The 24,696-nt window shown below is 67.3% G+C and carries 19 protein-coding genes; 10 read left to right on the top strand and 9 right to left on the bottom strand.

Annotated features, from left to right (window positions below):
- Nucleotides 1–66 precede the first annotated feature (66 nt).
- The 6 genes from AC1DDH_RS03295 to AC1DDH_RS03270 form a co-directional block, all read right to left on the bottom strand.
- Nucleotides 67–1,623 (bottom strand): amino acid permease, encoded by a 1,557-nt coding sequence (locus tag AC1DDH_RS03295; RefSeq protein ID WP_459385461.1) that lies wholly within the window; start codon nucleotides 1,621–1,623, stop codon nucleotides 67–69.
- 174 nt (nucleotides 1,624–1,797) lie between these two features.
- Entirely contained in the window at nucleotides 1,798–2,208 is a 411-nt protein-coding gene (locus AC1DDH_RS03290) for a DUF779 domain-containing protein (RefSeq protein ID WP_223913736.1), read from the bottom strand.
- 16 nt (nucleotides 2,209–2,224) lie between these two features.
- Entirely contained in the window at nucleotides 2,225–3,235 is a 1,011-nt protein-coding gene (gene adhP / locus AC1DDH_RS03285; protein WP_476954905.1) for an alcohol dehydrogenase AdhP, read from the bottom strand.
- Between the two features lie 163 nt (nucleotides 3,236–3,398).
- Entirely contained in the window at nucleotides 3,399–4,922 is a 1,524-nt protein-coding gene (exaC, locus tag AC1DDH_RS03280) for an acetaldehyde dehydrogenase ExaC (protein ID WP_230008636.1), read from the bottom strand.
- A 144-nt stretch (nucleotides 4,923–5,066) separates the two neighbouring features.
- Nucleotides 5,067–6,446, bottom strand: coding sequence for a GAF domain-containing protein (locus AC1DDH_RS03275; protein ID WP_476851253.1), 1,380 nt, complete (start codon nucleotides 6,444–6,446; stop codon nucleotides 5,067–5,069).
- Nucleotides 6,447–6,561: 115 nt separating this feature from the next.
- A complete protein-coding gene (locus AC1DDH_RS03270) occupies nucleotides 6,562–8,007 on the bottom strand; it encodes an FAD-dependent oxidoreductase (protein ID WP_230007477.1) in 1,446 nt (481 codons plus the stop codon).
- Nucleotides 8,008–8,158: 151 nt separating this feature from the next.
- On the opposite strand from AC1DDH_RS03270, the gene rarD reads away from it, so the two are divergent.
- From rarD to AC1DDH_RS03250, 4 genes are all read left to right on the top strand, one after another.
- On the top strand, nucleotides 8,159–9,163 hold the full coding sequence (gene rarD / locus AC1DDH_RS03265) for an EamA family transporter RarD (RefSeq protein ID WP_476859354.1): 1,005 nt from the start codon (nucleotides 8,159–8,161) through the stop codon (nucleotides 9,161–9,163).
- Between the two features lie 93 nt (nucleotides 9,164–9,256).
- Nucleotides 9,257–9,661 carry a DUF7793 family protein gene (locus tag AC1DDH_RS03260; protein WP_476954842.1) on the top strand — a complete coding sequence of 135 codons (405 nt, stop codon included), beginning with the start codon at nucleotides 9,257–9,259 and terminating at the stop codon, nucleotides 9,659–9,661.
- On the top strand, nucleotides 9,648–11,180 hold the full coding sequence (locus AC1DDH_RS03255; protein WP_223913729.1) for a putative bifunctional diguanylate cyclase/phosphodiesterase: 1,533 nt from the start codon (nucleotides 9,648–9,650) through the stop codon (nucleotides 11,178–11,180). The genes AC1DDH_RS03260 and AC1DDH_RS03255 overlap by 14 nt, the downstream gene beginning before the upstream one ends.
- Nucleotides 11,181–11,239: 59 nt before the next feature.
- Entirely contained in the window at nucleotides 11,240–12,061 is an 822-nt protein-coding gene (locus tag AC1DDH_RS03250; protein ID WP_476954841.1) for a class I SAM-dependent methyltransferase, read from the top strand.
- On the opposite strand, the gene AC1DDH_RS03245 is transcribed toward AC1DDH_RS03250, so the two are convergent.
- Nucleotides 12,028–12,900 carry a universal stress protein gene (locus AC1DDH_RS03245; RefSeq protein ID WP_223913727.1) on the bottom strand — a complete coding sequence of 291 codons (873 nt, stop codon included), beginning with the start codon at nucleotides 12,898–12,900 and terminating at the stop codon, nucleotides 12,028–12,030. The two genes, AC1DDH_RS03250 and AC1DDH_RS03245, sit on opposite strands and share 34 nt — an antisense overlap.
- Nucleotides 12,901–13,092: 192 nt before the next feature.
- Here AC1DDH_RS03245 and AC1DDH_RS03240 point away from each other — a divergent pair, with 192 nt between their 5' ends.
- The gene (locus AC1DDH_RS03240) at nucleotides 13,093–13,851 is read left to right on the top strand and encodes an AMIN-like domain-containing (lipo)protein (protein WP_476954840.1); all 759 of its coding nucleotides are present in this window, start codon (nucleotides 13,093–13,095) and stop codon (nucleotides 13,849–13,851) included.
- Between the two features lie 164 nt (nucleotides 13,852–14,015).
- On the opposite strand, the gene gabT is transcribed toward AC1DDH_RS03240, so the two are convergent.
- Nucleotides 14,016–15,380 carry a 4-aminobutyrate--2-oxoglutarate transaminase gene (gene gabT, locus AC1DDH_RS03235; protein WP_223913725.1) on the bottom strand — a complete coding sequence of 455 codons (1,365 nt, stop codon included), beginning with the start codon at nucleotides 15,378–15,380 and terminating at the stop codon, nucleotides 14,016–14,018.
- Between the two features lie 77 nt (nucleotides 15,381–15,457).
- On the bottom strand, nucleotides 15,458–16,888 hold the full coding sequence (locus AC1DDH_RS03230; protein WP_476855624.1) for a gamma-aminobutyraldehyde dehydrogenase: 1,431 nt from the start codon (nucleotides 16,886–16,888) through the stop codon (nucleotides 15,458–15,460).
- Nucleotides 16,889–17,034: 146 nt separating this feature from the next.
- On the opposite strand from AC1DDH_RS03230, the gene AC1DDH_RS03225 reads away from it, so the two are divergent.
- The 5 genes from AC1DDH_RS03225 to AC1DDH_RS03205 all read left to right on the top strand — a co-directional run bounded on the left by AC1DDH_RS03225 (nucleotide 17,035) and on the right by AC1DDH_RS03205 (nucleotide 24,623).
- The gene (locus AC1DDH_RS03225) at nucleotides 17,035–18,477 is read left to right on the top strand and encodes a PucR family transcriptional regulator (RefSeq protein ID WP_079550035.1); all 1,443 of its coding nucleotides are present in this window, start codon (nucleotides 17,035–17,037) and stop codon (nucleotides 18,475–18,477) included.
- Nucleotides 18,478–18,645: 168 nt separating this feature from the next.
- The gene (locus AC1DDH_RS03220) at nucleotides 18,646–19,938 is read left to right on the top strand and encodes an MFS transporter (protein WP_476954839.1); all 1,293 of its coding nucleotides are present in this window, start codon (nucleotides 18,646–18,648) and stop codon (nucleotides 19,936–19,938) included.
- Nucleotides 19,935–20,615: a FadR/GntR family transcriptional regulator gene (locus AC1DDH_RS03215; protein ID WP_476947147.1), complete on the top strand. Its 681-nt coding sequence runs from the start codon at nucleotides 19,935–19,937 to the stop codon at nucleotides 20,613–20,615. The genes AC1DDH_RS03220 and AC1DDH_RS03215 overlap by 4 nt, the downstream gene beginning before the upstream one ends.
- A 341-nt stretch (nucleotides 20,616–20,956) precedes the next feature.
- Complete coding sequence (gene ppk2 / locus AC1DDH_RS03210) at nucleotides 20,957–21,826, top strand: polyphosphate kinase 2 (RefSeq protein ID WP_476954838.1); 870 nt, start codon at nucleotides 20,957–20,959, stop codon at nucleotides 21,824–21,826.
- A 28-nt stretch (nucleotides 21,827–21,854) separates the two neighbouring features.
- Entirely contained in the window at nucleotides 21,855–24,623 is a 2,769-nt protein-coding gene (locus tag AC1DDH_RS03205; protein WP_476954837.1) for a cation-translocating P-type ATPase, read from the top strand.
- Nucleotides 24,624–24,696: the final 73 nt, after the last annotated feature.

Raw genomic sequence — 24,696 nt, 5'->3', positions numbered from 1 at the left:
CCGGAAATTTCCAGCGTATTCGCACGGCTCCGGCGACTTCGATGCGGGGGCCCGATCGCTCCCTTCTCAGGAGCGGGTGAGCGCGTCCTCGTTGTCCTCCGCGGGCGCTCCCGCCACGCTGGCCGTGCCGTTCACCGAGGCGCGGGCCTCCGCGAACTTTTCATTCAGCCGGGAGTGGCGCTGGCCGTAGGCGAAGTAGATCGCAATACCGATCACGAGCCAGATGGCGAAGAAGATCCAGGTTTCCACGGCCAGGTTCGTCATGAGATACAGGCACAGGACCGCAGAGACGACAGGGAGCACCTTGCCGAACGGGACACGGAAGGCCGGCTTCAGGTCCGGGCGCTTCTTGCGCAGCACCAGGATGCCAAGGCTCACCATCACGAAGGCGGACAGGGTCCCGATGTTGATCATTTCCTCGAGCAGGTCCACGTTGGTCAGGCCGGCGACGAGCGCCACTCCGGCGCCGCAGATGATCTGCAGGCGGGCCGGCGTCCCCCGCACCGAGCTGGTCTTGGACAGGGAGCGCGGAAGCAGGCCGTCGCGGCTCATCGCGAGCACCACGCGCGAGAGGCCCATGAGCAGCACCATGATCACGGTGGTCAGGCCCACGAGGGAGCCAAAGGCAATGACCTTGGCGGCGTCGGTGTTGCCGACCGCCTCGAAGGCGGTGGTGAGCGTCGGGTTCTTGGCCTCAGCCAGCTGGGTGTAGGAGACCATGCCGGTCAACGCCAGCGACACCAGGATGTACAGCACGGTAACGATTGCCAGGCCGCCGAAGATGCCGCGGGGCAGCGTCTTCTGCGGGTTCTTGACCTCTTCGGCCGAGGTGGCGACGACGTCGAAGCCGATGAAGGCGAAGAAGACCAAGGCGGCGCCGGCGAAGATACCGAGGGTTCCGTACTGGGCCGGGGCGGCGCCGGTCAGGAAGCCGAAGAACGACTGCTTGAGGACATCCGCGGTTCCGGTGCCTCCGGTCGGCTCGGAGGCCGGGACGAACGGGGCGTAGTTCTCGAACTTCACGTACGTGAAGCCGACGACGATCACGAAGAGGACCACCGCGATCTTGATGAGCGTGAAGATGTTGCCGACGCGGGCGGAGAGCTTGGTCCCGAGGACCAGCAGCACGGTGAAGATGGCAACGATCAGGAAGGCGCCCCAGTAGAGGTCGACGCCGCCCAGGGAGATCGACGGCGGAATGTCCACGCCCATGAGCGCAAAGACTTTGCTGAGGTAGATGCCCCAGTACTTCGCAATCACGGCGCCGGCAGTGAAGAGTTCGAGGATCAGGTTCCAGCCGATGATCCACGCCAGGATCTCACCCATGGTCGCGTAGGTGAAGACGTAGGCGGAGCCTGCCACCGGGATGGCCGTGGCGAACTCGGCGTAGCACATGATGGCGAGCGCGCAGGTGACGGCGGCGATCGCGAAGGAGATGGTGACGGCGGGGCCGGCAAAGTTCGCGGCGGCCTTGGCGCCGACCGAGAAGATCCCGGCGCCCACGGCAACCGCGACCCCCATGATCATGAGGTCCCACGTGCTTAGCGTGCGCTTCAGCTTGCGTCCCGGTTCATCGGCGTCGGACATGGACTGCTCGATGGATTTGGTCCGGAAAAGGTTCATTAGAAAAGTCCGCAATCTCGATAACTGGGGTGGAAACAGACCTATCCATCTTAGAGTCCATCCACTGGACGGCCATTTTCATCCCACATAGTGAGACGCAAAAGCGGGCCGTGCAGGTTTATCCTGCACGGCCCGCTTGCGCGCAGCTGCTCCGTTTCAGACCACCCAGGCCGCCTAGACCGGCCAGTTTTCCATCAGCGTCGAGCGGATCAGGAACCGCTTGCCTTCCGGCGCTTCTACCGAGAAACCACTCCCCCGGCCAGGAACGACGTCGACAGTCAGGTGCGTGTGGCTCCAGTAGTTGAACTGCTCCCGCGACATCCAGAACTCCAGCGGCTGGGGCCGCAGCCCGTCGGAAATGTCGAACAGGCCGAGCAATACGTCCGAGTCCCCCGTGATGAACTCGCCGGCGGGATAGCACATTGGCGAGGAACCGTCGCAGCAGCCGCCGGACTGATGGAACATCAGCGGTCCGTGCTGCACCCACATTTTGAGCAGCAGTTCCACCGCCTCCGGGGTGAGAGCCACGCGGGAGAAGTCCTCCCCGGGGAGGGTCACGGCGGCGTCGAGCTTTGTCGCTGGCATCAGAGTCCGTCCTTCATCAGTACTTGATGACCACTCGGCCGTCGATCTTGGCGTGCTTCATCTCGTCAAGAACGGCGTTGACCTCGGAGAGTTCCCTCGTGGAGACCGTGGGGTGGATCTTGCCCTGGGCGTAGAACTCGAGCGCTTCCTCCAGGTCCTGCCGGGTGCCCACGATGGAGCCGCGGACCGTCAGTCCCTTGAGCACAATCTCGAAGATCGGCGCCGGGAAGTCCCCCGGCGGCAGGCCGTTGAACACGATCGTTCCGCCGCGCCGCGCCATCCCGATGGCCTGCCCGAATGCTGACGGGTGCACTGCCGTGACCAGGACTCCATGGCATCCTCCGGTTTCGCGCTGGATGACTTCGGCCGGGTCTTCGTGCAGGGCATTGACCGTCAGCTCGGCGCCGTGCTTCTTGGCCAGGGCCAGCTTGTCATCGGCGATGTCCACCGCCGCGACCCGCAGGCCCATCGCCACGGCGTACTGGACGGCGATGTGGCCGAGGCCGCCGATGCCGGAGATGGTGACCCACTGGCCCGGCCGGGCCTCGGTCATCTTCAGGCCCTTGTAGACGGTCACGCCGGCGCAAAGCACCGGAGCCACCTCGACGGGGTCCGAGCCGGCCGGGATCCTGGCCGCGAAGCGGCTGTCGACCAGCATGTACTCGCCAAAGGAACCGTCCACGCTGTAGCCGGCGTTCTGCTGGGCCTCGCACAGGGTCTCCCAGCCGGCGCGGCAGTACTGGCAGTCGCCGCAGGCTGACCAGAGCCACGCGTTGCCGACGAGGTCGCCGATGGCCAGGTCCGTGACGCCCTCACCGAGGGCGACGACCTCGCCGACGCCTTCGTGGCCGGGAATGAACGGCGGTGACGGCTTGACCGGCCAGTCGCCCTCCGCGGCGTGCAGGTCGGTGTGGCAGACGCCGGTGGTCAGCACCTTGACCAGTGCCTCACCGCGGCCCGGCACGGGAACGGGGAGGGTCTGGATCTGGAGGTCCTTGCCGAATTCGGTAACTACCGCGGCTTGCATTGTCGTCGTCGTCATTGTCGTCGTCATGGCGAAATCCTTGCGTCATCAAACTTGGGTGTGGCTAAAGGGCGTGTGCAGTGAGCCGGCGTCCCTCCGTGTAGGTGCACAAGTGGTGCGGGCGGGGCGGATCATGCGCGATCCGCCCCGCCCGGGTCAGTGCGGCTTAGAAGAAGCCGAGCTTGTTCTCGTTGTAGCTGACCAGGAGGTTCTTGGTCTGCTGGTAGTGGTCCAGCATCATCGAGTGGTTCTCGCGGCCGATGCCGGAGGACTTGTACCCGCCGAACGCGGCCCCTGCCGGGTAGGCGTGGTAGTTGTTGACCCACACTCGGCCGGCCTGGATCTCGCGGCCGGCGCGGTAGGCGACGTTGCCGTTGCGGGACCAGACGCCGGCACCGAGGCCGTACAGGGTGTCGTTGGCGATGCCCATGGCGTCGTTGTAGTCGCTGAAGCGGGTCACGGAAACAACCGGGCCGAAGATTTCCTCCTGGAAGATCCGCATCTTGTTGTGGCCCTCGAAAATGGTGGGCTGGACGTAGTAGCCGCCGGCCAGGTCTCCGGGCATTTCGGCCCGGGCACCGCCGGTGAGCACCTTGGCGCCCTCCTGCTTTCCGATGTCAATGTAGGAGAGGATCTTTTCCAGCTGGTCGTTGGAGGCCTGGGCACCGAGCTGGGTTTCGGTGTCCAGCGGGTTGCCCTGGATGATTTTCTCCACCCGGGCCACGGCGTCGGCCATGAAGGATTCGTAGATGTCTTCCTGGATCAGGGCGCGCGACGGGCAGGTGCAGACTTCACCCTGGTTGAAGGCGAAGAGCGTGAAGCCCTCCTGGGCCTTGTCGTAGAACGCGTCGTTGGTGTCCGCGACGTCGTTGAAGAAGATGTTCGGGCTCTTGCCGCCAAGCTCCAGCGTGACCGGAATCAGGTTCTGGCTGGCGTACTGGCTGATCAGGCGGCCCGTGGAGGTTTCGCCGGTGAAGGCGATCTTGCGGATGCGGGGGCTGGAGGCCAGTGGCTTGCCGGCCTCGACGCCGAAGCCGTTGACCACGTTGAGGACACCGGCCGGCAGCAGGTCGCCGATGAGTTCCATCAGCACCAGGATCGAAGACGGCGTCTGCTCGGCCGGCTTCAGGACGACGGCGTTGCCGGCGGCGAGGGCCGGGGCGAGCTTCCAGACGGCCATGAGGATCGGGAAGTTCCAGGGGATGATCTGGCCGACGACGCCGAGCGGCTCGTGGTAGTGGTAAGCGGTGGTGTCGTCGTCGAGCTGGGACAGCCGGCCCTCCTGGGCGCGGACGGCGGAGGCGAAGTAGCGGAAATGGTCGGCGGCGAGCGGAATGTCGGCGTTGAGGGTCTCGCGGATCGGCTTGCCGTTGTCCCAGGACTCGGCGACGGCGAGCATCTCGGTGTTCTCATCGATCCGGTCGGCAATCTTGTTCAGGATCGCGGCACGCTCGGCCACGGAGGTCTTGCCCCAGGACGGTGCAATCTTGTGGGCGGCATCCAGCGCCAGTTCGATGTCCTCGGCGGTGCCGCGGGCCACCTCGCAGAAAGCCTTGCCGGTCACCGGGGTGATGTTCTCGAAGTACTGTCCCTTGACCGGCGCAACCCACTCGCCACCGATCCAGTTTTCGTAGCGGTCCTTGAAGGTGACCTTCGAGCCCTCGGTTCCGGGCTGGGCGTAAACAGTCATTGCTAGCTCCTTTGCTGTGCAAGATGGGGGGCTGCAAGGCGCTTCCGGCCCCCGTTGCACCCAGCGTAGGCGCGTGAAGGTTGCAGTCAGGTTGCAACCGGAGTGAGCCAGGTCACTGCGGGGCATTCCGGCGGTCCGCGACGGTCAGGCGCTTAGCTCGCGGTCCAGCCGTTCCAGATCGGCGACGACGGCGGCGCGCTTGGGCGAGCGCGGCGCCAGCAGCTTCAGCGCGGCGATGCGGACGTCGACGTCGTCCTTTGCTTCGGGCAGCGCGGCGTATTTCAGGAGCGATTCCGCGCTGCCGTCCGTCAGCAGGGCCTCGCGCATCAGCGCGGAGACCCTGGCCCGCAGCTCCACGATGCCGGGGGCCTCGGAGCGGGGCAGCACGGCGCCGCGGTAGATTTCCAGCGCTATCCGGTGGGCGCCGCGCTGCAGGCAGTCCAGCACCTGTCCGGCGTCGGGGACCAGGTCCAGCGGCAGCCGGTAGGGGCGTGATTGCGGCACGGCATCGGGGTTGAGCTGCTGAAGTACCTTGCGCAGCCGCACCATCTCGGCGCGCAGCGTCATGGTGGAGGCGTCCCCGGGGTACAGGAGGGCGCAAAGCTCCTCGGCATTCAGCCCCGCCGGGTGGGTGCTGAGCAGGGCCAGGATCTCGCTGTGCCGGGCGGACATGGCCACGGTGCGGCCGTCAATGCTGAGCAGGGCCTGGTCGCGGCCGAGCAACTGGAGGCTGTTGCGGTAGAGGCTGCTGGCGCCCGGTCCCCCGGCCGTTTTCGGCGTCGAGTTCCGCCGCCTGGACGGCGAGGACTGGCCGGCGGCGGCCAGCTGCAGCCGCTCGACCCGCAGATGCGCCTGGGCCGCGGCGACCGTCGCCTCTACCAGCGACAACGTATGCGGGGCCACGGCCGACTCCGTGCCGGTGATGTCCACAACCCCCAGCAGGGCGCCGGAATCCGGATCGTGGAACGGCACCGCCGTACAGCTCCACGGATGCACGGAGCGCTTGTAGTGCTCGGCGCCGGAGATCTGGATTCCCCGGCCCAGGGCCAGCGCGGTGCCGGGGGCGCTGGTGCCGACCGTCGCCTCGGACCAGTCGGCGCCCGGGACGAACATCATGCCCTCGGCCCGGCGCTGCAGGGCGGCGTCCCCTTCCACCCAGAGGAGCCTGCCGACCTCGTCACCCACGGCTACCAGCATTCCGCTGTCGTGGCTGGGCAGGACCAGGAGCTTGTGGATCACGGGCATGATGGCGGCCAGGGGGTGCTGGCGGCGGTATTCTTCGAGTTCCTCGCGGTCCATGGCCAGCGGCGCCTCGGGGTTGTCCGGGTTGGCCTGCAGCCGGACGGAGCGCTGCCACGATTCCTGAATCAGGGTGCTGATCCCGGGCAACTGCAGGCCCTCGGAGAACGCCATTCCACGGGAATCCAGCTGCTCATGGCCCGCGCTGGCATATTGCTGGCGCAGCGCTGCGGTGACTCCGCCTGCCGGCGGCAACAGTGCTGCGGGATGGACCAGTTTCCTCATTGAACTCCCACCGGACGGGCTCGACGGCGTGCCGAAGGCCGCCTCGTCCGGCCCAGTCTAGTTCCGCGCGGGGCGTTTGGAAACGCACCGGCCTGCCGCCTCAGGCTGTCACAGCCTAGCCGCGGGAAATCTCGATCATGTCCTCGCGCGGCACCACCTTGATGCGCTCCCGTTCGATGCCGTTGGCGGACTCCGCCGCGGACCACTCGGCGCCGAGGGCGAGCTCGTGGGCATCGAGCTTGATCCACCCTTCCCACGTGGTGTACTCGATGCCGCGCTCCTGGAGCAGGTCGATGATGGCCTGCGGGTCCGGGTTCTGCGCCGGCGGCAGCGTCAGCCGGTCCTCCAGCAGGAAGCCGATGGTCTCCAGCGCGTCGCCCTTGGTGTGGCCGATCAGCCCGACGGGGCCGCGCTTGATCCAGCCCGTGGCGTAGATTCCGGGCACGGGGTTGCCCTCGGCGTCGAGCACGCGGCCGCCTTCGTTCGGGACGACGCCGCGGCGGGCATCGTATTCCAGCTCATCCAGCGGCGAACCGTGGTAGCCGATCGCGCGGTAGACGGCCTGGACCGGGTAGTCGAGGAACTCACCGGTGCCCTTGACGTTCCCGGTGCCGTCCAGCTGCATGCGTTCGAACTTGATGCCGGCGACCTTGCCGGGGTTCGCGGCGTCGTCTGTTGTTCCATAGATTTCGACGGGGCTGTGCAGGAAGTGCAGGTGCAGCCGGCGCGAGGACGGTTCCTCGGCCTCGGCGTGCTCCTCGACGAGCCAGTTCGTGAGGGTGTTGACCATGGTCCGGATCTGGTTGTTGCTGCGAATGGCCTCGTCCGAGGCCTCGTCGAATTCGAAGTCCTCTGGATACAGGACGATGTCCACGTCCTTGGCGTGACTGAGTTCGCGCAGCTCCAGCGGCGTGAACTTCACCTGGGCCGGGCCGCGGCGGCCAAACACGTGGACGTCGGTGACCGGCGAATCCTTGAGCGCCCGGTAGACGTTGTCCGGGATTTCGGTGACCAGGAGTTCATCGGCGTGCTTGACCAGCATGCGGGCCACGTCGAGGGCCACATTCCCGTTGCCGATCACCGCAATCTCCTTGGCCTCCAGCGGCCAGTCCCGCGGCACATCCGGGTGGCCGTCGTACCAGGAGACGAAGTCGGCCCCGCCGAAGGATCCCTCCAGGCCGATCCCGGGAATATCCAGGTCCGCGTCCTTGATGGCGCCGGTGGAGAAGATGACGGCGTCGTAGAACGCGCGGAAGTCATGCAGCGTCAGGTCCCGGCCATAGGTGACGTTGCCGAGGAACCGGATGTCGCCGCGGTCCAGGACCTTGTGGAGCGCGTTGACAATGCCCTTGATCCGCGGATGGTCGGGAGCCACTCCGTAGCGGATGAGGCCGTAGGGCGCCGGATACGCCTCAAAGAGGTCGATGCTGACCTGGAAGTCGCCGTCCTTGACCTCATTGGACTTCGTCAGGATGTCCGCGGCGTAGACACCGGCCGGGCCGGCGCCAACAATCGCGACACGGAGGGGACGGGAGGATGTGGATTCGGCCGAGTTGGACACCGGGAGCCCTTCTGAGTCTTAGGGACAGCGCCAGTAGACACAGCGCACAGGCCCCCATTCTAAATGTGACCGGCCCGGTCGCGCTCCGATTGGCAGGAATAGGCGCCGCGCAGGTGGTGTTATTGGTCTTGTGTCTAAGCCCGAAGGATCATTGTCCCCCGCCCCATTGACAGCGCCGGCCGGCCCGGCCGCTGGGGCGGGGCCGGCGCCGGCCCGGCCGGGCGGACCGGCACCGGTGGACAAGGACACGACGGCGGGAATCCTGTTCGGTATCGGCGCCTACGGGCTCTGGGGGTTGCTGCCCCTGTACTTCTACGTCCTGCATCCGGCCGGCGCGGTCGAAATCGTCGCCAACCGGGTGGTCTGGTCCCTCCTGTTCTGCGTCCTGCTCATCACCGTCACACGGTCCTGGCGGGTGCTGGCTGCTGCTTTCCGGGACCGCACGGTGATTGGGCCGCTGTCCATCGCCGCTGCCCTGATCGCGGTGAACTGGCTGACGTACACCTACGGCGTGACCACCGGCCAAGCCGTCGAGGCCTCCCTGGGCTACTTCATCAACCCGCTGGTCTCCGTATTGCTGGGGGTCTTCGTCCTGAAGGAGAAGCTGCGGCCGCTGCAGTGGGCCGCCGTCGGCATCGGCTTCGTGGCCGTCGGGGTGCTGACGGTCTCCTACGGCAAGCTCCCCTGGATAGCACTGACGCTCGCGCTGAGCTTTGGCCTGTACGGATTCGTCAAGAAGCGCGTGGGCCCGCGGGCGGAGGCGATCACAAGCCTCACTGTGGAGACGATCGTCCTGGCGCCTGTAGCTGCGGCCACCATGATCTTCCTCGCGGTCAGCGGGTCGGCAACTCTGGCCGGAAACGGTGCGGGCCATTTCTGGCTGCTGGTGGCGTCGGGCGTCATCACCGCGGTGCCCCTGCTGTTCTTCGGCGCGTCCGCCCGCCGTCTGCCGATGACCACGATCGGGCTGCTGCAGTACTTCGCGCCCGTCCTGCAGTTCATCGTGGCGCTCGTCGTGTTCAAGGAAACCATGACACCTGACCGGTGGGCCGGTTTCGGCGTCGTCTGGCTGGCGCTGCTGGTACTGACCGTGGACATGCTGCACACGGCCCGGAAGAACTCCGTGACCCGGAAACGGGCCCGCGCCGCCGCCTAGCACTACCGGCCCCGGCGGGTTGGCGGCCCGCTTACCCCTGCCGCCGTGCGTTAGTGTCATCATGAAGGGGACATGTCGGGGCGAAATTGAGGATTGCTGGTGCCACAAGAGGATCGTGAAACTCAGGGCGGGCGCGACATCTCGTCCGTGGACTTCGACAGCAACGGCATCTTGCGCCTTCAGTGGGCCCGCGGCGTGGTGATTGATGCCCCCAACGCCCAGCTGGCCATGGATCGTGTCAATGAGTTGTGCGGCGGCCGGCCCACGCCGCTGCTGATCGACATGGCCACCACGGAGTCCGTCAGCCGGGCCGCCCGGGCCGTGTTCGCCAAGCACTGCGACGCCTCGGCAATCGCGCTCCTCGGCTCCTCCGCCGTGGACCGGGTCCTCGCCAACTTCTTCCTCGGCGTCAATTCCGCGCCGGTTCCGACACGCTTTTTCACCAACGGTGAAGAGGCGGTCCGCTGGCTGACCTCGCAGGGCCATGACGGGGCGTGATGATGACCGCCGCCTCGAGGACCTCGTGGACGGCATCGTCGTACTGTCCTCGGGCGATCTGTCGAACCGGCTGCCGGTCTCACCGGCCCGGGACGGGATAGACGCAGTCACCACCGGCATCAACCTCCTGGCCGAAGAGCTTCAGAGCATGTACGAGGACCTGGAAGTCCGGGTCGCCGAGCGGACCGCGCTCCTGGAGGCGGCCAAAGCCGAACTCCGGCGCGTCATCAACACCGATGAGCTGACCGGCCTGGCCAGCCGCTCGCTGCTGCAGGAAAAAGTGGCCGAAGCCGTTGCCGGGGCCGGCACGGGACGCCAGCCGGCCCTGATCCTGATGGACCTTGATTCCTTCCGGCTCATCAACGACAGCCTCGGCCACGCCGCCGGGGACGCCGTGCTGCGCGAGACGGCCCTGCGGCTTAGCGCCGCGGCCGGACCGGGCCACTTGATCGCGCGCCTCAGCGGCGATGAATTCGCGGTGCTCGTCGCGGACCAGGACACGGAGTCCGTGCTGCAGACCGCTGCCCGGCTCGGCGAATCACTGAAGGACAGAATCGTTGCCGGCGGTGTGGCGGTCGCCCTCACGGCCGGCACCGGTGTCCGGCTGGGGGAACCGGGCCTGCGAAGCGAGGAACTCATCCGCGATGCCGACATCGCCATGCACGAGGCCAAGAAACGCGGCAGGGACACCCTCCTGGTGTTTTCCGCGGCCATGCACGAGGCCGCCAAGCAGCGGGTCCACCAGGTGGCGGAGCTGCGGACGGCACTGGCGATGGACCAGCTCGAGCTGGAGTACCAGCCCATCATGGACCTGCGCACCGGAGCGATCGCCGGCGCCGAGGCCCTGATCCGCTGGCGCCACCCCGCCTTGGGCCTGCTGGGGCCGGATACCTTCCTCGACGCCGCCGACGAGGCCGGGCTCACCGTGGAAATCGGCCACTGGGTGCTCCGGAACGCCATCGCACAGACCGGCCGCTGGAAGTCAGATCCGGGGCTTTCCGCGGACTTCAGCACGCACATCAACCTCTCCCCCGCGGACCTGCACCACGTCGATCTGGCACCCTACGTCGAAGGCCTGCTGGCCCAGCACGGCGTCGAGCCCCGCCATATCTCGATCGAAATCACCGAAACCGCGATCATGCGCGGCGGCCCCGAGGTGGCCGCCACCATGCAGTCACTCAATGACCTCGGCGTCCGGATCGAGATCGACGACTTCGGCACCGGCTATTCCTCCATCAGCTACCTGCGCACGCTCCCCGCCGCGCAGGCGAAGATCGATAAGTCCCTGCTCGACGGGCTGACCACGGACCGGCAGCAGGAAACCTTCGTCGCCGCCATCCTGCAGCTGATCCATTCGGCCGGGCTGGGCGCCGTCGCCGAAGGCATCGAGGACAGGGAGCAAGCCAACAGGCTGCGGCAGCTGAACTGCGAATTCGGCCAGGGGTATTTCTTCAGCCGCCCGCTCCCGGTAGCGGACATGACGGACCTGCTCGGGCACAGAGACGGCGCGGTCGCGTGAGCGTTCCGGCGGGCAGACGCAAAACAGAAACACGCAAGACAGGAAAACGCGTGCACAGGGTGGCAGACACTGTCCGGCTCGCAGCCAGGGTTGCCGCGCTCTCCCTGCACCGTCCCAGCCGCCCGGACCGGCGCTGGGATGCCTTCTGGCGCGGCGTGTCCCAGGGGTCCCTCCGGGAACCGGTCATCTGGGACGCCGCCCCGGGCGCCGGGAACGAAGAGATCCGGCACCACCTGCAGGTGATGGCCGGCGCGATGGACACCAGCCTTCCGGTGATCGATCTCGGCTGCGGGAACGGCACCATCACACGGCGACTCACCGCCATCTTCGCCTCGGTCCTCGGCGTCGACGTCTCACCCCAGGCCGTGGCAGCCGCGCATTCCGCGCAGCCGCAGGTCGCGGGCCTCAGTTTCCGGAGCCTGGATGCCACGCAACCGGCCGCGGCGGCTGCGCTGGCGCGCGAACTCGGCGACGCCAACGTCTTTGTCCGCGGCGTGCTCCATGTCCTCAGCCGGCGTCGGCAGGCACGCCTCGCAGGCTCCATCGAAGCGCTCCTGGGCACCCGGGGCAGGATCTACCTCGTCGAAACGAACGTCCCGGGCGGCGCCCTGAGCTACCTGAGGGAACTCGGCGCCACCGGCAAGCGGATCCCGGGACCGCTCCGCCAGGCCATTGCCTCGTTGCCGAAACCGGGCCACTTCGGTGCCGGGCAACGCTCCCGCGTGTTTCCCCCGGACTGCTGGACCCTCATCGCGGAGGGACCCACCGTCCTGAAGACGGTGCCGATGGAGGCCGGTGGACCGCCCAGCAACATTCCCGCGTATTGGGCGGTCCTGGCCCCGGGGCCTCAGACCTCCGGGAAGGCATCCACCCGCTGGTAGTCGCGCGGGACCACGACCATGGGAACGGGGAGCGCCCGCAGCACCTTGAAAGCCGTGCTGCCAATGAACAGTTTGTGCTTCTCCGCCAGGCGGGAGGACCCGACGATCATGACCTCGCCGTCGTCCCATTCCAGGTCATCGATCGCTTCCTCGATCGTGCGGCCGTGGGCGACCTCCACGCTGACGTGGTGGCCCTCCGGCAGGCGGTGCGCGGCGGCAGCGAGGACGGTGTTGGCGTGGATGTGGGCGGCGTTGACGTTCTCCCCGCCGTCCCCCTCGACGTCCAGTTCCACGAGGGAAACCAGCCGAAGCGGCACCCCGCGGCGCTCGGCGGATTCGATCGCGACGTCGATCGCCGCCTCCGCTCCGACGCGCTGGCCCACCGCGAGGGTCAGACGCGTGATGGCTTCGGTATGGCGGTAGCCGCGCGGCGCCAGTGCCACCGGAACCGGGGCAGCGTGCAGCAGGGCGTTGGCCACGTTGCCCACGGTATGGCGCTTGAACAGGCCGCTGCTGGCGGCACCCACCACGATCAACCCTGCCCTGTACTCGAGTGCGGCCTCAATGAGGCCGGCCGCGAACGATTCTGCCTGTCGGACATGGAAGTGCGCCTCCAGCCCCTCAGGGACCAGTTCCATTCCCTGGCGTTCCGCTGAGCGGATCTGCTGCTCCGCGGCGCTGACCTGGTTTCCTTCCGGATTCATCGCCACATAGGGCGTGTGCCGATCCACCACATAGACCAAGTCGAGATGCGCTCCCTGCGCGCGGGCCATGGCTGAGGCCAGGGCAACGGCGTCCGCACCACGTTCGGTGGGTGTATAGCCGACTACGTATCGCATGTATGAACCCCTTTTGGGTCTGGGGCAGATGCCAGCTGCGCCCCGGGGGTTCCGGGCGACGTCGGCCGGTCTGCGTTCCTGCAGTGGATAGGAACGACTCTAGTCCAGCGGAACCTCAAAAAGGTGGTGACTTATTACCCTGACCAGCACAATCTTCCGGACCTACGCTGGAATGGTCGAGGGGAGCGCACCATGGACGCCATTCGCAACGGACGGACGCGGGCCGCGGGACTGGGAACCCTGACGCTCCTGCTGGTCCTGACTGCCTGCACGCCGCCTGCCCCGCAGCCTTCCGCCGGCAGCCAGCCGCCGTCGCAGTCCCCGACCGCCAGCCCGTCGCCGTCGGCAACCGGGGATGCCGACGAAACGGCACCGCCGCAACCAGGCGACAAGGTGATCTCCTCCACGGTCACCCACGACTGGTCCGTGCCGGGGCCAACCACCCCGTTCCACACGGACCACAAGAACCCTGTGCCGATCGCGCCCCCGCCGGCGGCACCGCTGCCGACGCTGGCCGCCATCGGCGCGGGCCAGCACCCCTCCGACGCGCCGCCGTACGACCAGTTGAGCTTCCGGTTCACCGGTGGCTTCCCCAGCTACGACGTCGAAATGGTCCCCGAACTCGTCGCCGACGGCAGCGGCCTGCCCATCCCGATGCCGGGCACGGGAACCCTCCTCGAGGTGACCTTCCGCGGGGCCCAGTCACACACCGCGGACGGCACGGCCAGCACCGTGACCAGTGCGCCGCCGCCGGCAATCGGATACCAGGCGCTCACCAGCTACGCGCCGGCCGGGGACTTCGAGGGCGTGCTGAGCTACGGGATCGGCGTCGGCCGTCCGGTGGGCACGATTCCGGAAACGAAGGTGCGGGTCACTGAGGTGGAGAAGATCGAGCAGGGCCAGCACCTGTACGTGGTGGCGATCCAGCTGGACGCGACCGCCTGGAAGTAGGACCGGATGCAGGGCCCGGATGCAGGGCCGGACAAGCCAGGGCCGGAAACAGCGGAGGAGCCACGGACAAGGTGTCCGCGGCTCCTCCGCTGTGTCGCCCGTTTTCGGGTAGCACCGGCTCGCCGGGAAAGGATCGCCTTCCCGGCAGCTCATTGGGCCTTGGGCTAGGCGTTGGCCTTAATGGCCGCGGCCAGGACCCCGAGGCCGTCCAGCAGCAGCTCGTCGCTGATGACCAGCGGCGGCAGCAGCCGGATGACGTTGCCGTAGGTGCCGCAGGTGAGGATGATGACACCCTCCTTGAGGCAGGCTGCGGCGACGGCCTTGGTCAGCTCCGGGTTCGGCTCCTTGGAACCGGCCTGGACGAGTTCAATGGCCAGCATGGCGCCGCGGCCGCGGACGTCACCGATCACCGAACCGTCAGCAAGCTCAGCGGCGAGTTCGCGCAGCTTGCCGAGGGCGATCTCTTCAATGTGCTTGGCGCGGCCGTTGAGGTCGTACTGCTCCATCGAGCCGATCGACGCCAGCGCTGCTGCGCACGCCACCGGGTTGCCGCCGTAGGTGCCGCCGAGGCCGCCCGGGTGGACGGCGTCGAGGAGATCGGCGCGGCCCGTGATGGCGGAGAGCGGCATGCCGCCGGCGATGCCCTTGGCCATGGTGATGATGTCCGGGACAACACCTTCGTGGTTCACGGCGAACCATTCACCGGTGCGGCAGAAGCCGGACTGGACCTCATCGGCGATGAACACGATGCCCTTGTCCTTGGCCCAGTCCGCCAGCGCGGGCAGGAACCCGTCGGCGGGGACAATGAAGCCGCCTTCGCCCTGGATCGGTTCGATGATGATCGCGGCAACCTGCTCGCCGCCAATCTGCTTCTCGATCATGGTGATGGCGCGCTTGGCGGCCTCGGCACCGGTGATTTCCGGGTTTTCCTCGCGGAACGGGTAGCTCATCGGCATGCGGTAGACCTCGGGCGCGAACGGGCCGAAGTTGGTCTTGTACGGCATGGCCTTGGCGGTCAGCGCCATGGTCAGGTTGGTGCGGCCGTGGTAGGCGTGGTCGAATGCGACGACGGCGTCCCGGCCGGTGGCAAGGCGGGCCACCTTGACGGCGTTTTCGACCGCCTCGGCGCCGGAGTTGAACAGCACCGTGCGCTTTTCGTGGTCGCCCGGGGTGAGGCGGTTCAGCTGCTCGGCGACGGCGACATAGCCCTCGTACGGCGTGACCATGAAGCAGGTGTGGGTGAAGTGCTCCACGGCTTCCTTCACGGCGCCGACGACGGCGGGGTCCGAGGCGCCGACGCTCGTCACGGCGATGCCGGAGCCGAGGTCAATGAAGGAGTTGCCGTCGACGTCGTGGATGATGCCGCCGTCGGCGTCGGCCACGAAGACCGGGACGCTGGACGCGACGCCGGCGGCGACGACCGCCTTGCGGCGTTCGGTCAGGGCGACGGACTTGGGGCCCGGGAAGTCGGCCTGGACGCGGCGCTTCTGCTCGAGCCGGTAGGTGATGTCATGTGCGGTGGTGGTCATGGGAAGGCCTTCCTAAGCGTGCGGTTGAGGCGCGCGAGTTATGCGTCAGGTTGAGTTAGCAGCGTTATGCGTCGGCGTTATGCGTCGAGCGCACTCATGACGTGCTTGATGCGGGTGTAGTCCTCCACGCCGTACATGGACAGGTCCTTGCCGTAGCCGGACTGCTTGAAGCCACCGTGCGGCATTTCGGCGGTGAGGAGAATGTGGGTGTTGATCCAGACTGCGCCGAAGTCGAGGTCGCGGCTCAGGCGCATGGCGGTTCCGTGGTTCGTCGTCCAGACGCTCGAGGCCAGGGCGTAGTCGACGTCGTTGGCCAGTTCCACGGCCTCGTCCTCGGTGCTGAACTTCTGCACCGTGATGACCGGGCCGAACGTTTCCTTCTGGACGATGTCATCGCTCTGCTTGGCGCCGGTGACGATGGTGGGCTCGAAGAAGAAGCCCTTCTCGCCCGCGCGGTGGCCGCCGGTCTCGATCTTGCAGTTGGCCGGCAGGTGCTCGACAACTGAGGTGACCGCGTTGAAGTGGTTGACGTTGTTCAGCGGGCCGAAGTAGTTGTCTTCGTCGTTCTGCGAGCCGGTGTGCAGGGTCTTGGTGTGCTCCACCATGGCGGCGACGACGTCGTCGTGCACCGAATCCTGAACCAGGACGCGCGTGATGGCCGTGCAGTCCTGGCCGGCGTTGAAGAAGGCGAACTCGGCGATCGCCGCGGCGCTCTTCTTGATGTCGGCGTCGGCGAACACAATGGCCGGGGCCTTGCCGCCGAGTTCCAGGTGGGCGCGCTTGAGTCCCTTGGCGGCACCCGAGGCGACAGCGATGCCGGCGCGGACGGAACCGGTGATGGAGACCAGGCCGGGGACCTTGTGCTCGACCATCATGGCGCCGGTTTCGCCGGTGCCCAGAACAACGTTCAGGACGCCGGCCGGGAAGATCGCACCGGCGAGCCGGGCCAGCACCAGGGTGGACTCGGGGGTGGTGTCCGAGGGCTTGAGGACCACGGTGTTGCCGGCGGCCAGGGCAGGCCCGATCTTCCAGATGGCCATGAGGAACGGGTAGTTCCAGGGGGCTACCTGCGCAACGACGCCGATCGGCTCGCGGCGCACGTAGGAGGTGTGGCCTTCGAAGTACTCGCCGGCGGACTTGCCTTCCATGATGCGGGCGGCGCCTGCGAAGAAGCGCAGCTGGTCGGCGCCCGCGGCCACTTCCTCGGAGGCGATCAGGGAGCGGACCTGGCCGGTGTTGCGGTGCTGGGCCTCCACGAGCTCGTCGCTGTTGGCCTCGACGGCATCCGCCAGCTTGAGCAGCATGAGCTGCCGCTGCCCGGGCGTGGTGTGCTTCCAGGTCTTGAACGCGTTCTTGGCTGCCGTCATGGCGGCGTCGACGTCGGCCTGCACCGAGATCGGCGCCTGCGCCACCACGTCACCGTTGGTGGGGTTCACGATGGGCAGCAATCCTGTGCCGGCGGGGGTGACAAACTCGCCGTTGATGAAGTTCTGCAAGGTTTGAACCACGGTGTACAACCTCTTTCTTACTGCCAATGACGGATGTGTGACTGGTCACGAGCCTATGCCAGCAGGTCAAGGCAGGGAATAGGCACCTGCACACCATCCCCGCAGAACTTTAGTGCGCTTGACCAGCACCCGGCTATCCTGAATCCATGGCCATTTCACTCGCAGCCCTACTGGGAGTTCCGTCCCTGAATCTCACCAAGGCCGGACTCGCCGAAACCACCTGGCACCAGGACATTCTTTGGGTGGCCGTCACCGAACAGGAGGATCCGCAGCGGTTCCTCAATGGCGGCGAACTGATCCTGACGACCGGTATGCGGCTCAAAAGTGCCGCGGAGCAGCGCCGGTTTGTGCGTCAGGTCCAGCGGGCAGGCGCGGTGGGCATCGGGTTCGGGGTCGGCCTGACGCACGACGCCGTTCCGCCGGCCCTGATCGCCGAAGCGAACCGGTGGGGGCTGCCGGTGGTGGAAGTGCCCTACGAGACACCGTTCATCGCGATCGGAAAGCTCGTGGCCGACGCCCAGTCCGCGGACCACCTGGTCAAGCTTGAGCGGCTCATCGCCGGGCACCAGATCCTGGCCCGCGCCCTGCTGACGGGCGGCGGCCTGGCCGAGCTCCTGAAACACCTGGGGTCGATGCTGCGCACCGAGATCGTCCTGACCCAGTTCACCGCCCAGCTGTACAACAGTGTTGCGGGCCACCCGGCGCCCAAGGCCGAGGGCTGGGCGTCCTATCCCATCCCCACGGGACGCCGCGATGCCTGCACCCTGTGGGTGAAGCAGCCGTTCGAGGACACGGGCATCGTGGGCTACGCCCAAAACCTGATCAGCGTTGAGCTCAACAACATGGTCAAGCAACGGCAGGCGCAGCGGGCGCTGGCGGGCCAGGTCCTCGACGACGTTATCCACGGGACGCTGGAGGCGTCCGAAGCCACCCGCCGTCTGGCCGGCGTCGGCATCAACAGCACCCGCAAGAACGTGGTCCTGCTCGCCGAATCGGCCGCCCACCAGAAGCAGCTGGGCAGCTCTTCGCTGCCCCAGCCGCTGGCCGCGGCTGTCGGCTCCGTCGTCGGGAAGGACCTCGTGGTGGTGGTGGCCGACGACGGCAGCGGCGCGAGCGCCCTTGCCCGCAGCCTCAGCGACCACCTCGCCGAGGCCGGGATCCATGCCACGATCGGCATAGGCGGGGCGTACACCAAGCCCAACGGCCTGCGCTGGAGCTATTTCGAGGCCCGTGACGCGGCCAGCCACGGGCTGCCGGTCAACGAGCCCGAGCGGCTGAGTCTGACCTCGCTGCTGCTCGCGAGCGAGGACGTTCCGCTGGCGGACATGGCCAACGAATCACTGAACCCGCTGCGGGCCTTCGACGCGGCGCACGGCGCCGAACTCATGGCCACGCTGGAAAGCTACCTCGGCAACAACGGCTCGGTGGCGGCCGTCGCCGAGGAACTGACGCTGCACCGCAATACGGTCCGCTACCGGCTGGCGCAGATCACCGAACTCACCGGATACGACCCCGCGCAGACAGCGGACCGGGTGCAGCTCTGGCTCGCGCTCGCGGTGCAGCGGCTCAGCGCCCGGCATCCGCGCTGACGGCGCTGACCGCGCTTCCAGTCCGGCCCGCAGGCAACGCGGGGTCACTTAGCGCCCATTGAGCGGCCCGGGATGGGCGCTAAGTGACCCCGCGTTGCTTTCTGTCACCTGCAGAGATATTCGCCACTAAAGGCTGAGACTCAAACATCAAACGTCTAACCTTTAGCTATGGCTAGCAGCACGGCGGTTTCCGCACTTTCCCAGACAGCTCCACCCGGCGCGGTCCGCCCGCGGGGCGTGATCGTGGCCGGCGTCGTGGCGCTCGTGCTCATTGGGCTCAACCTGCGTGCCGGCATCACCGGCGCCGCCGCGCTTTTCCACGACCTGCAGGCTGTCCTGGGCTACGGCCCGCTGATCGCAGCGCTGCTCCCCTCGATCCCCACGCTGTGCTTCGCGGTGGCCGGCGCTGCCACGTCCTGGCTCACCCGGCAGCTGGGGCTGGAAAAAGCCATCCTGCTCTCCCTCGTGATGCTGGCGGCCGGGCTGCTGCTCCGCGGCGTCCCGTCCACCGGGATGCTGTTGGCCGGCACCGTGGCGGGGATGTCCGGGCTGGCCATCTGCAACGTGGCCATGCCCTCTTTCATCCGCGTGCACTTCGCGGACCGCACGTCCCTCATGACCGCCGTCTACACGCTGACCATGACCACAGGCGCCACTGCCACCGCCGTGCTGATCGTTCCGGTGGCCCAGGCCCTGGGCTCGCCGTCGGCGGGCGTCGGCGCGATCGGATTCCTGGCCCTGGGGGCGTGCCTCGGCTTCCTCCCGATCGCGGTGCACGCTCACCGCAACGCATCCCCCGGCAAGGCCGCCCGGGTTTCCCCGTGGCCCCTGCTGCGGACCCGCACCGGCGCGATGATCACGCTGGGCTTCACAGTGCAGGCGCTCCTGGCCTACGCCGTCCTCAGCTGGTTCCCCTACATGCTGGCCACGACGGGGCTCTCCGCGTCCGACAGCGGGCTGATGTTCGGGCTCATGCAGCTCGTCTCCGTCCCCGCCGGCATGGTGCTGGTGGCCATCGGATCACGCCCCCGGATGCTTCGGACCGCGTTCTATCTGGCCACCGTGACCATGGCCCTCGGCGTCCTCTCGATGCTGGTCGTGCCGACGGACTGGGCTCCTTTGACCGCGGTGCTGCTGGGATTCGGACTCGGCATTTTCCCGCTGGTCATGGTGATGATCAGCCGCAGCGGCCGCAGCACGTCCGAGACCACCGCGCTGTCCACCGTGGCCCAGTCCGCCGGGTATCTGCTGGCGACGCTCGGCCCGTTCGGCATGGGCCTGCTGCACAGCGCCACCAATTCCTGGACGTTGCCGTTGGCCCTGCTGCTGGCCGTGGCCCTCGGCCAGATCGCGGTGGGCCACCTGCTCTCGGCCGGACCGAAGGAGCTGCGGGCCAAGGAACTGGCAGCCAAAAAGCTGCGGGCCACCGCCCCGCACGCCCCGGAAGGAACCCGGCGATGACACTCACAGCTTCGCACCGGCCACCGCTGGCGGAGGAAGTCACTGCCAAGCTGCGGGCCCTGATCCACTCGGGCGAGTGGCCGCTGCAGCAGCGCATTCCGGCCGAACCTGAGCTGATGGCCGCCTTTGGGGTCTCCCGTGGCACCCTGCGTGAGGCCATCAAAGCGCTGGCCCACAGCGGAATGCTCGACGTCCGCCGCGGGGACGGCACGTATGTCCGCGCCACGAGCGAGATCGCAGGCGCCACGCAGCGGATGTATGAGGACCACTCCCAGGAGCACATCCTCGAGGTCCGGGTCGGGCTGGACACCCAGGCGGCCAGGCTCGCTGCACGCCATGCGACAGCCGACGACCTCACCGCCCTGCGCGGTTTGCTCACTGCCCGCCGTGCCGCCTGGCTCGCCGAGGACTACGCCGCGTGGGCCCGGGCAGACTGGGACTTCCATGCGCGCGTGGCGGAGGCGTCCGCCAACCCGCTGCTGCATGAGCTGTATGTCAGTTTCGGCAGCGTATTCCACAACGACCTGCTCCGCCAGCAGCGTCGGGGAGGCTTCAACGGCCTGCCGCACGAGGGCCACGACGAACTCGTGGCCGCAATTGCCGCCCGCGACGAGGCGGCCGCCGTCGAAAGCGTCACCCGGAACCTGAATTCCTGCGCGGAATGGCTCCAGGACTAACCCAAGGCTTTCCCAAGGTGCGCGGAAGATGCTCTGTCTCAGTGGCGGCCGCCACCCGCGCACCGGCCTAGCGGCCAGGCGGGTTTCCGTCATCATCGGCGCCAGCGCCGAGCCCGGACGGCCGGCCCCTGCGCCCAGCAGCAGGGGCCGGCTCGGCCGAGACACCCGGTTCCGCCGCTGCCCATTAGGGTCTTAGTGCCGTAGACCGGACCCGAGCCGCGGTCAACACTAAGAATGGCAGGACGCCGCACGAGGGTGCCCGCGACAAGTGCAGCCGCGCCCCAGTCCCGGGCCGGGGTGCCGGTCTCGTTGGATGACAGTCTCGCCGGTGTCGCAGTGTTGTGGTTTACCTCAGCAAGTACGTCGCGAGGAGGTCGATGGTGGGCAAGAAGAAGAAAAAGTCCAAGGGCTCCGACGCAGAGGACGGGCGCGCCGGGAAGAAGATGCCGCGCAAGAAGTACGAAGCGGAGATGGAGGTCCTGCAGGGTGAACTGGTCGCCATGCAGGAGTGGGTGAAGTCCACCGGAGCCAAAATCTGCATCGTCTTCGAAGGCCGCGACACGGCCGGCAAGGGCGGCACGATCAAGCGCATCGTCGAGCGGGTGAGCCCCCGGGTGTTCCGCGTGGTCGCGCTCCCCACACCGACCGAGCGGGAGAAGTCGCAGATGTACCTCCAGCGCTACATGTCTCACTTCCCGGCGGCGGGCGAGGTGGTCATCTTCGATCGCAGCTGGTACAACCGTGCGGGCGTCGAGCGGGTGATGGGTTTCTGCACACCGGAACAGACCCAGAGGTTCCTCGACATGACCCCGATGGTGGAGAAGGCGATGGTCGACTCCGGGATCATCCTGCTCAAGTACTGGCTCGAGGTCAGTGCGGACGAGCAGACCAGGCGGCTCGAGAGCCGCATGGACGACCCCCGCAAGACCTGGAAACTCTCTCCGATGGACCTGAAGTCCTACAAACGGTGGTACGACTATTCCCGGGCCCGGGACGCCATGTTCGAGGCGACCGACACCGCTTGGGCACCGTGGTACGTCGCGCACAATGACATCAAGAAGCGCGGCCGGCTCAACGTCATCAGCCATATTCTCAGCCAGGTGCCCTACGAGCCGTACCCGGGGCTCGACGTCGAGCTCCCCAAGCGCCAGAAGGCCCGCGATTACACCGAACCGGCACTGGCCGTGCGGCACATCCCCACCCCGTTCTAAGCAGCGCCCCGGCGATGAGGAGGAAGTCATGAGCGACGATCCCGGAGCAGTAGCTGGGGTGGCCCCGGCGGAGGCTGACGCGAGCTGGTACGCGCTGGCACCGGCTGAAGTGGCGGCCGAGCTGAAGGTGGATCCGGCTGGCGGGTTGAGCACGGGAGAGGCGCAGCAGCGGCTGCAGGAGTACGGCCCGAACGCCCTCGCCGCCGCTAAGCAGGAGCCTGTGTGGAAACGGTTCTTCAAGCACTATCAGGACTACATGCAGATCGTCCTTGTGGTCGCCGCCCTGGTCAGCTTGCTGATTGCGGAATACGGAACCGCCATTGGGCTTGCCCTGCTGACGCTGTTCAACGCGTGGCTGGGGTACCACCAGGAGGGCAAGGCCGAAGAAGCCGCCGCCTCCCTGGGGCAGATGATGAAGGCTATGGCCAAGGTGCGCCGCGACGGTGACGTTGTGGAGCTCCCCGCCGAACAGATCGTCCCCGGCGACATCGTGGTGGTCGATGCCGGTGACCGTGTCCCCGCCGACGGCCGGATCATCCTGGCGGCAACCCTCCAGATCGAGGAGGGCGCCCTGACCGGGGAGAGCGTCGCCGTCGAGAAGGACACCGAGACCATCGGCCGGCACGACGTCGGCATCGGCGACCGCCTGAACATGGCGTTCATGAACACGAACGTGACGCGGGGCCACGGCGAAATCCTCGTCACCACCACCGGCATGGGCTCGGAGGTCGGCCACATCGCCCACATGCTGTCCGGGCAGAAAGTGGAGAAGACCCCGCTCACCAAGCAGGTGGACCGGCTCACCATCTTCATCATTATCGCGGCCCTCTTCGCGTTTATCGCCATCGTCGTGATGGGCCTGGCCTCCGGCGAGTCCTTCGCGGTGCTCTTCGGAATCGGTGTGGCGCTGGCAGTCGGCTCCATCCCGGACGCGCTGCCCGCCGTCGTCACCACCATCCTGTCCGTCGGGTCGGTCAATATGGCCAAGAAGAACGCCATCATGAAGGTCCTCCCTGCGGTCGAGACCCTGGGCTCCACCTCGGCCATCAACTCGGACAAGACCGGCACCCTGACCCTGAACCAGATGACGGTCCGCGAGATCACCACAGTGCAGCACCACTACACCGTCAGCGGTGAGGGCTACAGTTTCGACGGCCAGATCCAACGGACCACGGGGGACGCCGAACGGGACCTGGACTACGTGATGTTCTCCTGCGCCCTGTGCAACGACTCCGATATCAACGACGGCGAGGTGGTCGGGGACCCCACCGAGGCGGCGCTCTACGTGCTCGCGCAGAAAGGCGGCGTGGACGTCAGGGAATTCCGCCGGAACAACCCGCGCGTGGCGTCGGTACCGTTCGATTCCGACTACAAGTTCATGGCCACGTTCCACCGGATGCCGGGGGCCGATGGCAGGCCCGTGATCCGGGCCTACGTGAAGGGGGCACCCGACGTCCTCCTGAGCAGGTCCTCGTTCGGCCGGATGCCGGGCGGCCACGCCGAGCGCCTCACTGACGAAATGCGGGGCAAGGTGCTTGCCGAGAACGAACGCATCGCCAGCCAGGGCAGGCGGGTGCTCGCCCTGGCGCAGCGCGAGTTCGACCCGGCGACGTTCCAGCCTTCGGGCGACCTGATGGCGCTGATGCAGGATCTGGAGATTTCGGCGCTGATCGGCGAGGTTGACCCGCCGCGCGCCGAGGCGGTGGCCGCCATCGCCAAAGCAAAGCACGCCGGCATCCGGGTCCGGATGATCACCGGCGACCACGCCGTCACCGCTGCGGCGATCGCCGACGAACTGGGCATCAGGGGCCGCGCGGTGACCGGGGCCGAGTTCGCGGCGATGAGCGACGCGGAGGCCGACAGCCAGGTGGACGGGATCGGCGTGATCGCCCGCGTCGCCCCCGAACACAAGGTACGGCTGGTCGAGGTGCTCAAGCGCAAGGGCAACATCGTAGCCATGACCGGCGACGGCGTGAACGACGCGCCGGCCATCGCGGCCGCCGACATCGGGATCGCGATGGGCATCACCGGCACCGACGTCGCCAAGGGCGCGGCCAAGATGATCCTGGCCGACGACAACTTTGCCACCATCGTGGCGGCGGTCGAAGAGGGCCGGCTCGTGTACGACAACCTGCAGAAGTTCATCCGGATCCAGGTCGCCAACCTGTTCATGTTCATTCTGGCGTTCATCGGATCCTCGGCCTTCGCCATAGCCGGCACGGCCCTGCTCAGCCCGGCCCAGGTGCTGTGGATCCACATGGCGATCGTCGCCCCGATTGGGGCGGTGATGGGCCTGGATCTCGCGACGCCGGGCATCATGGACCGCAAACCACGGCCCTTCAACCAGCCGATCCTCGTCCGGTCGATGATGGTGCGCCTGTTCGTCGTCGGGCTTTTCATGGCGGCCGCGACGCTGATCCTCGTGCAGATCGGCAAAACCACCTACGGTTCACTGGAGGTCGGCCAGACCATGGCTGTGGTGGGGCTGGGGCTGATGAACATCTTCGTGGCGCTCAATCTGCGTTACCCGACCGAGAGCGCCTTCGGGCCCGCCACGGTGTCCAACCCGAAGCTGCTCTGGGCGTTCGCGTGGGCCGTCCTCGGCTCGATGCTGATCACCCAGATGAAGGTGATGCAGGACCTGTTCGGCACGCTGCCGCTTACCGGCCAGCAGTGGCTGCTCTGCCTGGTGCCGGGCGTGGTGCTGCTGTTCCTCGGTGAAATCTTCAAGATCATCCTGCGGGCCCGGCAATCGAAGGGCCGGGCCGCAGTCCCGGCTCCCCCCGTTCCGGCGTGAGAGTGCTGTTCCGGCGAGAGTGCGACTGCCAATGTTGAGGGCCGGAACGCGATGTTCCGGCCCTCAACAGTGG

Source organism: Arthrobacter sp. 10T425 (assembly GCF_056393985.1).
Note: the sequence above shows the minus strand (reverse complement) of the source record. Positions and strands in the feature narration are given on the sequence as shown.

Bases quoted from the DNA above. Each gene is read 5' to 3' on its own strand.
- AC1DDH_RS03295 (WP_459385461.1), bottom strand. From the start codon at position 1,623: ATGAACCTTTTCCGGACCAAATCCATCGAGCAGTCCATGTCCGACGCC.
- AC1DDH_RS03290 (WP_223913736.1), bottom strand. From the start codon at position 2,208: ATGCCAGCGACAAAGCTCGACGCCGCCGTGACCCTCCCCGGGGAGGAC.
- adhP (WP_476954905.1), bottom strand. From the start codon at position 3,235: ATGCAAGCCGCGGTAGTTACCGAATTCGGCAAGGACCTCCAGATCCAG.
- exaC (WP_230008636.1), bottom strand. From the start codon at position 4,922: ATGACTGTTTACGCCCAGCCCGGAACCGAGGGCTCGAAGGTCACCTTC.
- AC1DDH_RS03275 (WP_476851253.1), bottom strand. From the start codon at position 6,446: ATGAGGAAACTGGTCCATCCCGCAGCACTGTTGCCGCCGGCAGGCGGA.
- AC1DDH_RS03255 (WP_223913729.1), top strand. From the start codon at position 9,648: ATGACGGGGCGTGATGATGACCGCCGCCTCGAGGACCTCGTGGACGGC.
- AC1DDH_RS03245 (WP_223913727.1), bottom strand. From the start codon at position 12,900: ATGCGATACGTAGTCGGCTATACACCCACCGAACGTGGTGCGGACGCC.
- AC1DDH_RS03240 (WP_476954840.1), top strand. From the start codon at position 13,093: ATGGACGCCATTCGCAACGGACGGACGCGGGCCGCGGGACTGGGAACC.
- gabT (WP_223913725.1), bottom strand. From the start codon at position 15,380: ATGACCACCACCGCACATGACATCACCTACCGGCTCGAGCAGAAGCGC.
- AC1DDH_RS03225 (WP_079550035.1), top strand. From the start codon at position 17,035: ATGGCCATTTCACTCGCAGCCCTACTGGGAGTTCCGTCCCTGAATCTC.
- AC1DDH_RS03220 (WP_476954839.1), top strand. From the start codon at position 18,646: ATGGCTAGCAGCACGGCGGTTTCCGCACTTTCCCAGACAGCTCCACCC.
- AC1DDH_RS03215 (WP_476947147.1), top strand. From the start codon at position 19,935: ATGACACTCACAGCTTCGCACCGGCCACCGCTGGCGGAGGAAGTCACT.
- AC1DDH_RS03205 (WP_476954837.1), top strand. From the start codon at position 21,855: ATGAGCGACGATCCCGGAGCAGTAGCTGGGGTGGCCCCGGCGGAGGCT.